The organism is Nostoc sp. ChiQUE02 (assembly GCF_034531305.2).
GTDB lineage: Bacteria > Cyanobacteriota > Cyanobacteriia > Cyanobacteriales > Nostocaceae > Nostoc.
In genome coordinates this window covers 24839-38526 of the sequence record NZ_JAVRBN020000024.1, presented here as the reverse complement: position 1 = coordinate 38526, position 13688 = coordinate 24839, and the positions used below count along the sequence as shown (strand labels likewise).

The following is a 13688-nucleotide window of genomic DNA, read 5'->3' as shown; positions in this document are numbered from 1 at the left end:
TTCGGTTTAATCAAACGGCAAATCATCGTCATCATCATTCAACAAATGTAGTGGTGAATTGCTGGTAGAGTTTGGATTTTGAGCTACCGAACGCGCCATAACCGACATACTGACAACCCGGAAAAAGTCCATCAACTTGCTAACCGCTGTTGCACGCACGACCGGAATTTCTGGATGATTTACGAAACGCTTGAGGACATCAAAGTCACAATCATCACCAATACCCACAGCTAAACGCACTGCACGTTTACCTCTATCGGAATCCAAAAGCTTTTGTAATGGTTCTTCCCAATCATCATTAGGTTGACCATCGCTAACTAACACGAGAGTCGGAAGATAAGAGCGTTTTGGCATTTGTTGCTCATCCTGCAACAGTTGTAAAGCAATATTGAAAGCGGCTCCCATCGCAGTGCAGTTGTCCCACCAGCAGCCAAAGTAGGTATTTTAACGTTCTCTACAGGGGTTAAGCTGAGAATTTGTTGAGCATTGCTGGCGAATGTAATTATGCCAGTATGGATCTGAGAACGGGTATCATGCACAGTCTGAAACTTTTGGTGCATTTCTACCAGTGCAGCATTCAAGGTAGTAATTTTTTCGCCTTCCATACTGGTACTGACATCAGCAAGCACAATTACTGGTAGTGGTCGCCTCGGTGGTAGAAATTGATTAGGGTTGATTTGCATTTTGTGCTGATGGCAATAAGAATCTGTGACACTTTGTTTTAGTATTCCCATGCCTTGTCACAAAATTAATATTATGTTAATTACGTATAAAAACTGGTAGAAAGTCTAACTTCACTAATCGCTATCGATAAGAATACCAACGTAACAGCAAAATAACTGCGATCCTTCCTACCCAGAGTTTTGTATTCCGAAAAATTCACCTGATCTCAATTGTTTCAATATCACTCAAAGAAGCAACCATAACTCGTTGGGTTAGAAAGTATAAAGATGAAGGAACAAGGGGCTTGCTTGAGGTCAAACAAGCGCCCGGAAACATTCTTCTCATCAGTGGTTCAGACTTAGAAAGTTTGAAAAAGCGGTTGTAGGAAACCTCCGGGTTTCAAAGCTATGGTCAAATTCAACAATGGATTAAGAGCGAATTAGAGCTTTTAGTTGCCGATAAAACACTTATTTTATTTTTTTAATTAACTCATTTACTTGGTTGCTTAAAACTGCACTTTCCTGTGTCGTTAATACTTTATCAAATACTCCAAGCTCTTTGTAAAGTTTCTTTTTCTCCTGCCAATTTTCGTTGTATTGCTCGTTACCTAAAAGCCCAAGGTGTTCCCAATACCAAACATTGCCATTATGTCTTATTGTGAAGTCAGGTTCTTTCCATTGATGTTTATTATAAAAAAGTTTTTCTTCATATTGAAAATCAATATTTGAACGATAAAGAATATTTGCAATTATCACTTCTGATTTTGAACGAACCAAAATACCATTTTCAGTCTGATGTATTTTATTCAGTGAATGTTTACTTACACCTAAATATCTTCCAATCTCTTGGTGCATTGAGATTGAACTGTCAAAATTGTCAAGGAAATAAACGAGATAGTCTAAAAGATTGTGTTTATACTCTCTTTTGCTTGCAGTTTCATTACTAATTGTTTTAAGTTGTTCATCAGTAAGATATTCTTCTGTTGCTCGATCGTCAACAAGCCGAGATTGCCAGTTCTCGTGCTGCCGCCGCTTCAGCCCAAGCAGACGTTGAAAGTGCCAAAGCTTCACTAATTCCCTTAGAAGCCGATCGCCGCGCTAAAGCGTCAGACGTAACACTACAACAGCAGCAATACGATCGCTACTCAACTCTGTACCAAGAAGGCGCAGTCAGTCAAGAAGTGTTAGATGGCAGGCGCAATAACCTTGATAATGCCAAAGCAGAACTTGATGCCGCTAAAGCTCGAATTGAAGCACAGCGATCAATCGTTGCCAGTAAGGAGAAAGTCTTCCAACAGACATCTGCCAATGTTAGGGGACAGCAGGTTGAACTTCAGTATTACCAGATTATTGCTCCTTTTGCTGGGACAATTGGCAATATTCCCACAAAGGTGGGTGATTATGTCAGTCCTTCCACTCAACTTGCAACCATTACCCAAAATCATCCTTTGGAAGTCAATTTATCAGTACCCTCAGAGCGTGCTGCTAATTTACGACCAGGAATGACTGTACAGCTGATTAATCCTTTGTTTCCCATTTTTGCGAATGTGGGTTGATGCACACCTTGGACATTCCATAGCGATGTCTACGACTGGCTACGCCTACGCACTAATTCATATTTCTATTCTGCAACGCCAATTAACTAATATCTCCTAAGGTTTCTACCCTCAAACTTCTGGCTTTCTTGTTAAATTACACAGGCTGTGGTTTGAGTAAATCTGTTTTGCTGATAAATTCACTGAATGTACTTGCAACTTGCTGCGGTAATGCGATTGCAGGAGTTTGTAGTGGCAAGTGGGGAAACAGTAATTCAGCGACTCGATAGGCTTCTTCGAGATGGGGATAACCTGAAAAAACGAAGGTATCGATTCCTAAATCGGCATATTCCAGCATTCGCGCTGCAACTGTCTCTGGATCTCCAACTAAAGCAGTCCCAGCACCTCCACGCACTAAGCCAACACCTGCCCATAAGTTGGGGCTAATTTCTAAGTTTTTGCGATTACCATTATGCAGTTGGGCCATGCGGCGTTGTCCTTCTGATTCAGATTGGGCAAACCGCCGATGTGCAGCAGCTATGGTTTCATCATCCACATACTGAATCAGTTCATTAGCTGCATCCCAAGCTTTTTGGGTAGTTTCACGCACTATGACGTGCATCCGAATCCCAAAGCGGACTGTTCTACCTTGTTCTGCTGCTAATCGGCGTACCTTTGTAATCTTTTGAGCAACTTGATCTGGTGGTTCACCCCAAGTTAAATACACATCAATATGTTTAGCTGCAACTTGGAGAGCAGCATCTGAAGAACCACCAAAATATAAGGTGGGATAAGGCTTCTGTACAGGAGGAAACTGGAGTTTTGCCTCTTTAACTTTCAAGTGATGTCCATTAAAGGTTACTTCGTCACCTTGCATGAGCGATCGCCAAATTGTCAAAAACTCATCTGTGAGTTCATAACGCTGATCGTGATTTAAGAAAATCCCATCTTTAGCAAGTTCTTTTGTGTCGCCACCAGTGACAACATTCAGAATAATTCTACCATTAGAAATTTGGTCAAAAGTGGCAGCCATCCTGACTGCCAAAGAAGGCGACATAATTGCTGGACGAAAGGCTACAAGAAACCGCAAGCGTTCCGTAACTGAAATTAACGAAGTAGCTACAATCCAAGTATCCTGTTTTTGTCCAGTACCAATCAACATCCCACCATAGCCCAATTTATCAACAGCTTGAGCGATTTGCTGCATATAGGGATAAGTGGCTGGTCGCCTGCCAATTGTAGTACCTAAATAACGCTCGTCTCCCTGTGTAGGCAAATACCAAAAAACTTCCATGTTCCTATCTCCTGGTGCTATTTCTGACTAATGGTTTCCGGTGTGATGGCTGCATATTGTTCGCTAGTCAGCATCGCTTCCTTGATACTAATGGGTTTAGGAATCACTTTTTCTTTAGCAAACAAATCTGCAATCTTCTGTTGATTTTCCATGATTTCTGGCGTAATTGGTCTTAAACCATAAGTTCGCCTTTCAACCATTGTTGTTAAAATATCTTCATCAATTTTGAGGTGAGGAATCGTAAGTTTTACAACTTCTGAGCGGTTTTTCTCACTCCATTGACCTGTGTTATTTATCTCTTCAAGAACTAATCGTACTAATTTCGGATTTTCTGTGGCAAACTTTCGCGCCGCCATGTAATATCCGCCCTGAGTAGCAATGCCACTAGCATCTCTCAAAACACGAGCATTTGCCTTTTTTTGGGCCACGGCTAAATAAGGATCCCAAGTTACCCAGGCATCAATTTTCCCTTGAATAAAAGCATCACGGGCTTCCGAGGGGGGTAGGCTAAGGGCTTGAATATCACTATATTTCAAACCAGCCTCTTCTAAGGCTTTTATTAATAAGTAATGGGAAGCAGAACCTTTTTGGAAAACTACTTTTTTACCTTTGAGGTCAGCTAAAGTGCGAATCGGTGAATTATTTTGGACGATAATTCCGCTTCCTTTGCCAGTGCTGGGTTTATTACTAGCAACATATACTAAAGATGTACCAGCAGCTTGGGCAAAGATTGGGGGAGTTTCGCCTACAGAACCAATATCAACTCTACCCACATTCATCGCTTCCATCAGTTGTGGTCCAGCAGCAAACTGCGCCCATTCGACAGAAACACCTAAAGGCTGTAGACGCTTTTCTATCAATCCTTTAAGTCTGAAAATATCCCCAGAACTTTGGTATCCCATCCGGACGACTTTGGTTTTTAAACCAGTGGTTTTATTTTCTGAGTTTGGGGTTTCAACTGAGCAACTGATTAAGGTCGTTGAGATAGTTAATAATCCCGGTAATAAAAATAGTGAAAAACGTTGGAAAATCTTAACTCGTGGCTGTTTGAAGGCGGTAATCATGGACCTGATACTTTGTTTTTATTTGCTTTTGGTTATTTAGCTGATATTTGCCGATGTTAAGTCGTAGAGGCGTACAAATGTGCACCTCTACCGCGTATTGCTCTTAACATAAAGATTTAGACTTTTTGAAGCTGAAGGTTCTTTTGGAAAAGTTCTTGAACGTTTTTCCAAGCATCAGCAGCAGCTTCGGCATTGTAGCTAGCGCGATGGTTGCAGAAAAAGCCGTGTTCTGCACCAGGATAGCGGAAGACAGCATGAGGAATGTGATGTTTCTTTAGTTCCGCCTCGATCTGCTCTGTTTGCTCCAAGGGAATTCCTTTATCTTCAAGACCAAAGAATGCGTAAATGGGGCCTTTAATATCAGGAGTGCGGGTGATGGTTGGTTCTCCACCGCCAGGAGTTGAGTTGGGAATACCGCCACCATAGAAAGAAGCTGTGACTTTAATATCTGGTAAAGTCGCAGCTAGATAAACAACGTGACCACCAAAGCAGAAACCAATGGAGCCGATTGCATCTCCTTGCACATTTGGTAGAGTTCTTAAGTAGGCGATCGCAGCTTTAATATCACTCAATATTTCATCTGCTGTTGTCTGCTCCTTATACCCTCTTCCTTGCTGGACATCTTCAGGAGTGTATCCACCCTCGAAACCGGGAGCGGTGCGTTGAAATAAAGTCGGAGCGATCGCCACATACCCCTCTTTGGCAAATTTTTCAGCGACTTCCCGAATGTGAATATTGACGCCAAAGATTTCCTGAATCACGATAACTGCTGGGAAGGTTCCCTTTTTTGCTGGTTCAGCTAAGTAAGCATCAATTTGCAAATCTCCGTTAGGGACTTTAACTTGAGCGGTGTGAATTTCTGGGTTTGTCATCTTAGGGATTAGCCTGTAATTGCTTTGAGGACGAAATGTTTTATGGTAAGTTTTCTATAAAACTACTTAAACTATACCGATTTGCCGTAGTTTCTAGAGTAGTATTTCACAAACAATGTGCAAAGGCAAGTCCTTATTTAAGAAGGGGATAGGGTAAAGGTTACAGGGAGCAGAAAAGAAAACTATCCCCTAGTCCCCTAAATTCTGATATGTACCAACAGGAGAATGAAAATGGCACTCAAAGCAGTTCATCATATTCAGGTGACTTATCCTCTTGAGGTGGAGGATGCAATGCTGTCTTTCTACAGCAAAGTTTTGGGATTGACAGAAATTCCCAGACCTGAAGTCATGAAAAACGATTCAGGAGCTTGGTACGAGGTGGGAGACATTGAATTGCACGTCAGTACAGAGAAAAACGCCAATAACCAAGCATCTAGACGACATTTTTGTTTCCAAGTCGATAACTTGAACGCCTTTGAGAAACACCTAAAAGGATATGGGGTAGAAATTATTCCCGATCAACGACCACTTCCAGGATGTGTGCGGTTTTTCCTCCGAGATCCCGGTGGGAATCGAATAGAGATCGCAGAGTTCGTTAATAGTATTTTTGTACAGCAACAAACAGAGGAGTTGCCATTAGACATCTCCAGAAATTAAATATGCGTTATCCAGAACTATTGTAAAGACGTAGCAGTGCTACGTCTTTTTTATGCAAATATCTATTGACACCAATGCACAACTATGAGTTATATAGAGGATTATTGTTCAAATATCCCTCTTTTAAGAAAGCTTGCGATTTCTTAAAAGAGGGCTATGGTGTAGATTATGGCATTGCTGATAACATGATGGGGCCTTGAGCCTTACTCTGATGCAGGCAACGAAACTGGGCCACGGGTGTTAAAGTCTGTTCCTAATTTCGTTAGAGGGCCGGGACATAATTCTATTGTTGTTGCGCCAGATGGTAAGACTGAGTATGTTGTCTACCATGCTTGGACGGAAAATATGGATATGCGACAAATCTGCTTAGATATGCTGATCTGGAAACTAGAAGGGCCATCTTGCAATGGCCCTATCTGGACACCGCAGACCATCAGCAACTATTGAAGATTTTGCGATACATTAACACCGCTCACTTTAGCTGGTATAACAACGCTATAGTAGCCAGCAGCGATCGCTGCTAATGCATTAAGCAAAACATTGGTACCGAACAATGGCATTAAGCCGAAAAATGTCTTACCCAAAGGCAACAATCCTATGATCGCCAGCAATGCATAAGAAATTGCAAAAGCACGATTGAATAGACGCGCAGTAGTAGTATTGTTGTAAGAAGTAATCCCTAACAATCCTACGGCGCAACGTACAATGTTATGCAAAAAGTTGGTGGGAATTGCACCAAAGATATAACCAAAACCCGCAGAATAAGCACCAGCAGATTCATCAAGTGGAACAAAAGATTCGCTCGTTCCTGGTAATGAAACCAAAGCTGGTACAAATCCAGCTATACCTAAAAGTAAATAAATGATTCCGATAGCCAAAGCAATGTAACGCTCTATCATTTTTGCCTGGTTGATGTTTTCCATTTTTTTCTCTTGTTAAGTGTGTAGATGTTTACGAAATAGTAACCGCTAGCTGAGAAATTATTAGAATCTAATTTGTTAACAGATATAAATAGATTGCCTCTAGCTAGTTAAGTGTCTAAGAACAATATTTATAATTCAACTTAGTATTTCATATATTTCACTCTATCAAAAGTAATAAATGCTATCTTAAAAGAGCTTAGATTCTGGCCGCATTTAGGCTATATACTTCAAAAACTTCCTGATTAATTGTTTGTAGTTTTATCATAATTTGTTCTTTTAGCGACTTCTAAAAAGAGCATTTTTTGTTCATTTTTTAGTATTTTATTATGAGAAAAATTATTGAAGGGCGAATAGATATCTATCTCAGATAGCCAAATCATAGTCTCATAACCAACTCCACCCATTTCTGGCTCTAAACCCATAGGCATCTCTAGCAAATAAATCCAGCTACCTGACTGAGGTCGGTAATTTTTGATGATGCCTTCTCCGCCGATAAACTCTACCTTTTGACCGCTACGGAACTTAGGTGCTGACAAAACACTTGCATTCATTACTCGCAATTCCTTTGACTAATAAGGTAATAACTAACGTTGTAGCTAATATAAAACTTGCGATTATCTGTCACAGGTTTCAATGTATTCTCTGTCAGTCGTTTTAAGATTAAGTTTGAGTTTTTATATCTAAAGTCAGAATTTCGATTTAAAAAAATTTAAATTAAATATTTAAAAGTAAAAAACTTCTAAACCCAGAAAGTTTGCTACTTAACTCATTAATGTTGATTGCCATTATAAAGCAAGATTAGGGCCTTTAAATTTCAATGCTTATACTGACTGGATTAACTATTTTATTTGATAAATATTGAGAAAAAGGCGATCGCTTCACGGATTGGCATCATTAGAAGCGATCGCGTGAGGTTTATGAATTGAATTACGAGCAATTGTATACACAGTCAAAAAGCTTTTAACCTACCTAAGGTTGAGAGAACACATATATCACCAGGGTGAAATTTATAATACTTGTTTCCAAAAAACCAACAATAAAAGAAATTTCTTTATTTACTATGGTTTGTAAAATAATTATTACAACAGTATGTATTCAAGGTAACAATTGAATCGATTTTTTGTAAAAAAATATACTATTTTAATACTTAAAAATAGGCAACTTATATATACTAGTAGGCTGAAACATTTAGTATGAGTAATGAAGTCAGGTAATAAATAAACTGAATTTATTAATTTTGATTATACTATGTACGAAATCGAACAGACAAAAACAACTAAATTTGTATAGGATTTTAAATCTAAAAAACTGCGTTACATTATTTAATACTTAATTTTATATAGAGTTAGATATTGGAAAAAATATAGTGCTTAGGACTTAATACAGAAGTAATTTTATATTTATTTTGGTAGATGAAAAAATTACATATAAAACAGTATTTTATTATTAATGCAACCTAGTCAAGTATTGATTATACCGATTCAATATTGAAAAGCAGCAAAATATGTTACAAGCTTTTGCCTGAAAGTAAGCTTGGTGCTGCCTTACAAAGAAAAGGTATTAGCGATTGGCTAGTCATAATTAATAATTTAAATAATGAGAGCATCTATGGCAAGTGAAAAATCTCAAGTCAAAAACAACGGTGTCAGCAATATTATTTCGTCGAAGCAGCGTAAAACCAAGCGATCGCAGCTAGCTGAAACGCAATCATCGAGTCCGTCACGGTTGAATTTAACTTCGTCTAATAAAAAAGTTCAATCAACAGAAACCTTTAAAGACACACCTGATATAGTTTGCTTATCTCATTTACGTTGGAATTTCGTTTATCAAAGGCCACAACATCTTCTTAGTCGTTGCGCTCAAGGGAAGCGAGTGTTCTTTATTGAGGAGCCAATTTTCTCTGAAGAACTCTTGGCAAGGTTAGATATAAACGAAGATTCTAATGGAGTAGTTGTGGTTGTGCCACACCTGCAACAAGGTTTAAGCGAAGAAGCAATCAACGCAGATTTACAAGTACTAATTAATAATTTATTTGCAGAGCATAATATCAACAAATACATTTGTTGGTATTACACACCAATGGCGATCGCTTTTACCCGCCACTTGCAACCCCAAGCTGTGGTGTATGATTGCATGGATGAATTGTCTGCATTCCAGGGAGCATCACCCACTTTAAAGAATTACGAAGCCGAACTATTCAGCCGTGCAGACTTAGTATTTACAGGTGGACAAAGCCTTTACGAAAGTAAGGTGAACCAGCACCCCAACGTTTATGCCTTTCCCAGCAGTGTAGATGTCGCCCACTTTGGCCAGGCGAGAAATCTTCAAGAACCAGAAGATCAAGCTCATATTCCCCATCCTCGCCTTGGTTTCTTTGGCGTAATTGATGAACGGATGGATATTGAACTGCTTGCAGGTATTGCCGAAGCACGCCCCGATTGGCATCTAGTAATTATTGGGCCAGTTGTCAAAATCGATCCCGCAACTCTGCCTCAGTATGAAAATATCCATTATCTCGGTGGCAGAAACTATAAACAGCTACCTGCCTATTTAGCAGGGTGGGACTTAGCAATGTTGCCCTTTGCGCGTAATAAGTCAACACGCTTTATTAGCCCTACCAAAACTCCAGAGTATCTTGCCGCAGGTAGACCTGTAGTATCTACTTCGATTCGAGATGTGGTGCGTCCTTATGGAGAGTCAAAACTGGTGCGAATTGCAGACACAGTTTCTGAGTTCGTCACCGCCGCAGAACAAGCAATGCAAGAGGATACCCCAACCTCAGAATGGCTGAGTCGAGTAGATGCCTTTTTAGAAAAGATTTCTTGGGATCGCACTTGGGCATCAATGATGAAGCTGATTGACTCTGCCATTGCAGCCCGTGATGGTGAAGACAAAGCTAACTCCACAGGTGCGGCTGGTAAACAAGCACCAAATATCATTACCAGAGATTTTGTCTTCGATTACTTGGTTGTCGGCGCTGGTTTTTCTGGTAGCGTCATTGCAGAACGTTTAGCAACTCAAGGTAAAAAAGTGCTGGTTGTAGACAAGCGCAACCACATAGGCGGCAATGCCTACGATCATTATGACGATCATGGCGTTCTCGTACACAAATACGGCCCCCACATCTTTCACACCAACTCCCGCGAAGTTTTTGAATACCTCTCGCGCTTTACTAAGTGGCGGTCTTACGAACATCGCGTCCTTGCCAGTGTAGACGGGCAACTTGTTCCGATTCCGATCAACCTCGACACCATCAACAAGCTGTATGGCATGAATCTCAATTCATTTGAGGTGGAGGAGTTTTACAAATCCCTTGCTGAACCAATGGAATACATCCGTACTAGTGAGGATGTGGTGGTAAGCAAAGTTGGTCGAGAACTGTATGAAAAGTTTTTCCGAAATTATACGCGCAAACAATGGGGACTTGACCCATCAGAACTTGATAAATCAGTAATTGCCAGAATTCCCACCCGTACCAATCGTGACGATCGCTATTTTACTGATACTTATCAGGCAATGCCACTGCACGGTTTTACCCGGATGTTCGAGAATATGCTCAATCACCCGAACATCAAGGTAATGCTCAACACTGATTATCAAGAAATTCAAAAAGCTATACCTTGCCGCGAGATGATTTACTCCGGGCCGGTTGACGAATACTTTGATTATCGTTACGGCAAATTACCATATCGCTCGCTTGATTTCAAGCATGAGACGCACAACACCGCTGTGTTTCAAAAAGCGCCAGTCATAAATTATCCCAATGAACAGCTTTATACTCGTGTGACAGAGTTTAAATACTTAACTGGTCAAGAACACTCTAAAACTAGTATTGTTTACGAGTTCCCGAAAGCTGAAGGAGACCCTTATTATCCCGTACCGCGCCCTGAGAATCAGGAAATTTACAAGAAATATAAGGTGCTGGCAGATGAAACACCAGGGATCTATTTTGTAGGACGATTAGCGACCTACAAGTACTACAACATGGATCAATGTGTTGCTCAGGCTTTGTCTGTGTACAAACAAATTGCGGTTAAGGCTTAAATAATTCGTAATTCACGCCGAATTACCCCCCTTAATCCCCCCTTGGAAAGGGGGGAGACCGGAAATCTAGTTCCCTCCCCTTTATAAGGGGAGGGTTAGGGTGGGGTAAAACCTTGGTTAATCAGCTATTTCAGACTTGTGTGTACATCGTATCTCTCTGTGGACGAGAGGAATGAAAGCGGGGTTCTAAGAATAAGTTGCACATCGCGTTAATTCGTAATTCGTAATTAGGGCTGCTCTGTATAACGCACCGAAAATCTAGGATGGTGCGTTAGCCTCCGGCATAACACACCCTACAAAACTTGAAAAGAACGCATCAAATAAAATATCAGCTTGAGTTGTAAATTATGGCTTCTGCTTTCGACTCGACGCTCAACACTAACAAAGCACAACTTCTTCTAGAAGTTTGGGCTGGTGTAGAGTGTACGGTTAATCGTGTGGGTGAAGAGTATCTCGATCAGTTAGAACGCAATGGTCATGCAACGCGCTTGGATGACCTAGATTTATTCGCTGAACTTGGCATACACGCTATCCGTTATCCAATACTTTGGGAGAGGATAGCGCCCAATGGTTTAGAGAATGCTGATTGGTCGTGGGCAGATGAACGGCTGGGGCGTTTGCGCGAACTCGGCATCCGTCCGATTGTGGGATTAGTGCATCATGGCAGTGGCCCGCGTGATACCAGCTTGGTAGATCCAGAATTTCCAGAAAAACTAGCGGTGTTTGCTCGTGCAGTTGCAGAACGCTATCCTTGGGTTACACATTACACACCCATAAATGAGCCACTGACAACAGCACGATTCAGTGGGATGTACGGTCACTGGTATCCTCACGGTCGAGATAATTTAACTTTCGCCCGTGCTTTGTTAGGAGAGTGTAAAGCGATCGCTCTTTCGATGCAAGCAATCCGGGAAGTCAACCCCGATGCTCAACTCGTACAAACTGAAGATTTGGGTAAAACTCATAGTACACCAAAGCTAGCTTATCAAGCAGAATTTGAGAATGAGCGTCGCTGGTTGAGTTTTGATTTATTATGCGGTCGAATCAACCCGACTCATCCTATGTGGGGTTACTTGCGCTACTGTGGCATCAGCAAAACTGAGCTTGAAGAATCTCTGCAATATACCTGTCCGCCTGACATCATCGGCATTAACCATTACCTGACGAGCGATCGCTTTTTAGATGAAAACCTAGAAAACTATCCAGCTTGGACGCATGGTGGTAATGGTCGGGACAAGTATGCAGATGTAGAGGCAGTACGAGTTTGTGCTGAGGGTTTGGCAGGGCCGCGAACATTGCTCAAAGAGACATGGGAACGCTACAAACTGCCCCTTGCTGTCACTGAAGTTCATTTGAGTTGCACTCGTGAGGAGCAGCTACGCTGGTTCTATGAAGTGTGGAATGCAGCGCAAGAATTACGAGATTGGGGTGCAGATGTTCGTGCTGTGACTGCTTGGGCACTTCTCGGCAGCTACGATTGGAATAGTTTAGTGACTCGCTCGGCAGGATACTACGAGTCAGGCGTGTTCGATTTGCGCTCATCACGCCCCAGACAGACAGCGATCGCTAAAATGGTGCGAGATTTAGCCACTGGGCATAAACCCAATCATCCATTACTTGATACACCAGGATGGTGGCATCGAGAAGAGCGCCTATTATACCCAGCCGTCAGTTGTCGCATATCTCCCCCATCTCTCCCGCTTTCCTCTCCTGCTTCCAATCGTCCCCTGGCGATCGTCGGAGCCACAGGAACACTAGGCAAGGCTTTTGCTCGGTTATGTCAAGTGCGAGGAATTTCATATTGCCTGCTAAGACGACAAGATATGGATATTGCCAATCCTGCTTCCGTCAATAAAGTACTTGCCGAGTTGCAACCGTGGGCAGTTGTGAACGCTGCGGGATACGTGCGGGTAGACGATGCCGAACGTGAACCTGATATTTGTTTGAAGGTAAACGCTGAAGGAGCAGCGATTTTAGCTGCTGCTTGCGCTCAACATAATGTAGCGCTGCTAACTTTCTCTTCAGATTTGGTATTCGATGGTGCTGAGTCTAACCCTTATGTCGAAACTGATACCGTTGCGCCCCTGAATGTATATGGATGCAGCAAAGTTTTGGCAGAAAAGCTAGTATTACAGGCTCATCCGGCATCGCTAGTGATTCGTACCAGCGCATTTTTCGGTCCGTGGGATGATTATAACTTTGTGACGATCGCCCTACGGCAATTAGCTGCTGGAAAAACTTTTGTCGCAGCCGAAGATGCGATCGTTTCCCCTACTTATGTACCCGATCTTGTCCATGCCAGCCTTGATTTATTGATTGATGGTGAAAAAGGTTTGTGGCATTTGGCTAACAAAAGTGCTGTTGCTTGGGCTGACTTGGCACGATTAGCGGCGAAAAAAGCAGGTATAAGTGTCAGCAGTCTAATTGCTCGTCCTACACAAGAACTTGGTTTCATTGCTCCCCGCCCAGCTTACAGTGTTCTTGGTAGCAATCGAGGTGAATTAATGCCACACCTTGACAATGCAATTTCTCGCTACTTGGAAGAAAGAAATTAGTAGTCTGGCTGGCAATCTAATTTTAAGGGGAGCAGGGGAGTAAATCTATACCCCATTCCCCATTCCCCATTCCCCATCACCA

General features: G+C 41.7%; 13 protein-coding genes and 1 pseudogene. 5 read left to right on the top strand and 9 right to left on the bottom strand.

Annotated features, from left to right (window positions below):
* Positions 1-6 precede the first annotated feature (6 nt).
* From RM347_RS22755 to RM347_RS22745, 3 genes are all read right to left on the bottom strand, one after another.
* Positions 7-354 (bottom strand): vWA domain-containing protein, encoded by a 348-nt coding sequence (locus tag RM347_RS22755; protein WP_322720102.1) that lies wholly within the window; start codon positions 352-354, stop codon positions 7-9.
* Positions 318-734: a vWA domain-containing protein gene (locus tag RM347_RS22750; protein ID WP_322720101.1), complete on the bottom strand. Its 417-nt coding sequence runs from the start codon at positions 732-734 to the stop codon at positions 318-320. Before RM347_RS22750 ends, RM347_RS22755 begins: the two co-directional genes overlap by 37 nt.
* A gap of 396 nt (positions 735-1130) precedes the next feature.
* The gene (locus RM347_RS22745) at positions 1131-1517 is read right to left on the bottom strand and encodes a hypothetical protein (RefSeq protein WP_322720100.1); all 387 of its coding nucleotides are present in this window, start codon (positions 1515-1517) and stop codon (positions 1131-1133) included.
* A gap of 326 nt (positions 1518-1843) precedes the next feature.
* Between RM347_RS22745 and RM347_RS22740 the strand changes: the two are divergent.
* Positions 1844-2179: pseudogene (locus RM347_RS22740) on the top strand (efflux RND transporter periplasmic adaptor subunit); the annotation flags it as partial.
* Here the strand turns inward: RM347_RS22740 and RM347_RS22735 are convergent.
* The 4 genes from RM347_RS22735 to RM347_RS22720 all read right to left on the bottom strand — a co-directional run bounded on the left by RM347_RS22735 (position 2153) and on the right by RM347_RS22720 (position 5427).
* The gene (locus RM347_RS22735; RefSeq protein WP_416211922.1) at positions 2153-2239 is read right to left on the bottom strand and encodes a transposase-like zinc-binding domain-containing protein; all 87 of its coding nucleotides are present in this window, start codon (positions 2237-2239) and stop codon (positions 2153-2155) included. The pseudogene RM347_RS22740 and the gene RM347_RS22735 overlap by 27 nt on opposite strands.
* Positions 2240-2354: 115 nt before the next feature.
* Positions 2355-3491: an FMNH2-dependent alkanesulfonate monooxygenase gene (gene ssuD, locus RM347_RS22730; protein ID WP_322720098.1), complete on the bottom strand. Its 1137-nt coding sequence runs from the start codon at positions 3489-3491 to the stop codon at positions 2355-2357.
* 17 nt (positions 3492-3508) lie between these two features.
* On the bottom strand, positions 3509-4555 hold the full coding sequence (locus tag RM347_RS22725; protein ID WP_322720097.1) for a sulfonate ABC transporter substrate-binding protein: 1047 nt from the start codon (positions 4553-4555) through the stop codon (positions 3509-3511).
* Positions 4556-4671: 116 nt separating this feature from the next.
* On the bottom strand, positions 4672-5427 hold the full coding sequence (locus RM347_RS22720) for a dienelactone hydrolase family protein (RefSeq protein WP_322720096.1): 756 nt from the start codon (positions 5425-5427) through the stop codon (positions 4672-4674).
* A gap of 231 nt (positions 5428-5658) precedes the next feature.
* Here RM347_RS22720 and RM347_RS22715 point away from each other — a divergent pair, with 231 nt between their 5' ends.
* Both RM347_RS22715 and RM347_RS22710 read left to right on the top strand, forming a co-directional pair.
* On the top strand, positions 5659-6084 hold the full coding sequence (locus RM347_RS22715; RefSeq protein ID WP_322720095.1) for a VOC family protein: 426 nt from the start codon (positions 5659-5661) through the stop codon (positions 6082-6084).
* A 237-nt stretch (positions 6085-6321) separates the two neighbouring features.
* A complete protein-coding gene (locus RM347_RS22710) occupies positions 6322-6531 on the top strand; it encodes a hypothetical protein (RefSeq protein WP_322720094.1) in 210 nt (69 codons plus the stop codon).
* Here the strand turns inward: RM347_RS22710 and RM347_RS22705 are convergent.
* Both RM347_RS22705 and RM347_RS22700 read right to left on the bottom strand, forming a co-directional pair.
* Entirely contained in the window at positions 6525-7007 is a 483-nt protein-coding gene (locus RM347_RS22705; protein WP_322720093.1) for a DUF4383 domain-containing protein, read from the bottom strand. The two genes, RM347_RS22710 and RM347_RS22705, sit on opposite strands and share 7 nt — an antisense overlap.
* Positions 7008-7249: 242 nt before the next feature.
* Positions 7250-7558, bottom strand: coding sequence for a hypothetical protein (locus tag RM347_RS22700; RefSeq protein WP_322720092.1), 309 nt, complete (start codon positions 7556-7558; stop codon positions 7250-7252).
* A gap of 1057 nt (positions 7559-8615) precedes the next feature.
* On the opposite strand from RM347_RS22700, the gene glf reads away from it, so the two are divergent.
* Both glf and RM347_RS22690 read left to right on the top strand, forming a co-directional pair.
* The gene (gene glf / locus RM347_RS22695) at positions 8616-11051 is read left to right on the top strand and encodes a UDP-galactopyranose mutase (protein WP_322720091.1); all 2436 of its coding nucleotides are present in this window, start codon (positions 8616-8618) and stop codon (positions 11049-11051) included.
* 347 nt (positions 11052-11398) lie between these two features.
* Complete coding sequence (locus RM347_RS22690; RefSeq protein WP_322720090.1) at positions 11399-13606, top strand: family 1 glycosylhydrolase; 2208 nt, start codon at positions 11399-11401, stop codon at positions 13604-13606.
* The last annotated feature ends 82 nt before the right edge of the window (positions 13607-13688 follow it).

What these genes read in the sequence shown, in the direction of transcription:
- RM347_RS22705 (WP_322720093.1), bottom strand. Translation starts at nt 7,007, where the DNA reads ATGGAAAACATCAACCAGGCAAAAATGATAGAGCGTTACATTGCTTTG.
- RM347_RS22745 (WP_322720100.1), bottom strand. Translation starts at nt 1,517, where the DNA reads ATGCACCAAGAGATTGGAAGATATTTAGGTGTAAGTAAACATTCACTG.
- RM347_RS22755 (WP_322720102.1), bottom strand. Translation starts at nt 354, where the DNA reads ATGCCAAAACGCTCTTATCTTCCGACTCTCGTGTTAGTTAGCGATGGT.
- ssuD (WP_322720098.1), bottom strand. Translation starts at nt 3,491, where the DNA reads ATGGAAGTTTTTTGGTATTTGCCTACACAGGGAGACGAGCGTTATTTA.
- RM347_RS22750 (WP_322720101.1), bottom strand. Translation starts at nt 734, where the DNA reads ATGGGAATACTAAAACAAAGTGTCACAGATTCTTATTGCCATCAGCAC.
- RM347_RS22735 (WP_416211922.1), bottom strand. Translation starts at nt 2,239, where the DNA reads ATGGAATGTCCAAGGTGTGCATCAACCCACATTCGCAAAAATGGGAAA.
- RM347_RS22690 (WP_322720090.1), top strand. Translation starts at nt 11,399, where the DNA reads ATGGCTTCTGCTTTCGACTCGACGCTCAACACTAACAAAGCACAACTT.
- RM347_RS22725 (WP_322720097.1), bottom strand. Translation starts at nt 4,555, where the DNA reads ATGATTACCGCCTTCAAACAGCCACGAGTTAAGATTTTCCAACGTTTT.
- glf (WP_322720091.1), top strand. Translation starts at nt 8,616, where the DNA reads ATGGCAAGTGAAAAATCTCAAGTCAAAAACAACGGTGTCAGCAATATT.
- RM347_RS22700 (WP_322720092.1), bottom strand. Translation starts at nt 7,558, where the DNA reads ATGAATGCAAGTGTTTTGTCAGCACCTAAGTTCCGTAGCGGTCAAAAG.
- RM347_RS22720 (WP_322720096.1), bottom strand. Translation starts at nt 5,427, where the DNA reads ATGACAAACCCAGAAATTCACACCGCTCAAGTTAAAGTCCCTAACGGA.
- RM347_RS22715 (WP_322720095.1), top strand. Translation starts at nt 5,659, where the DNA reads ATGGCACTCAAAGCAGTTCATCATATTCAGGTGACTTATCCTCTTGAG.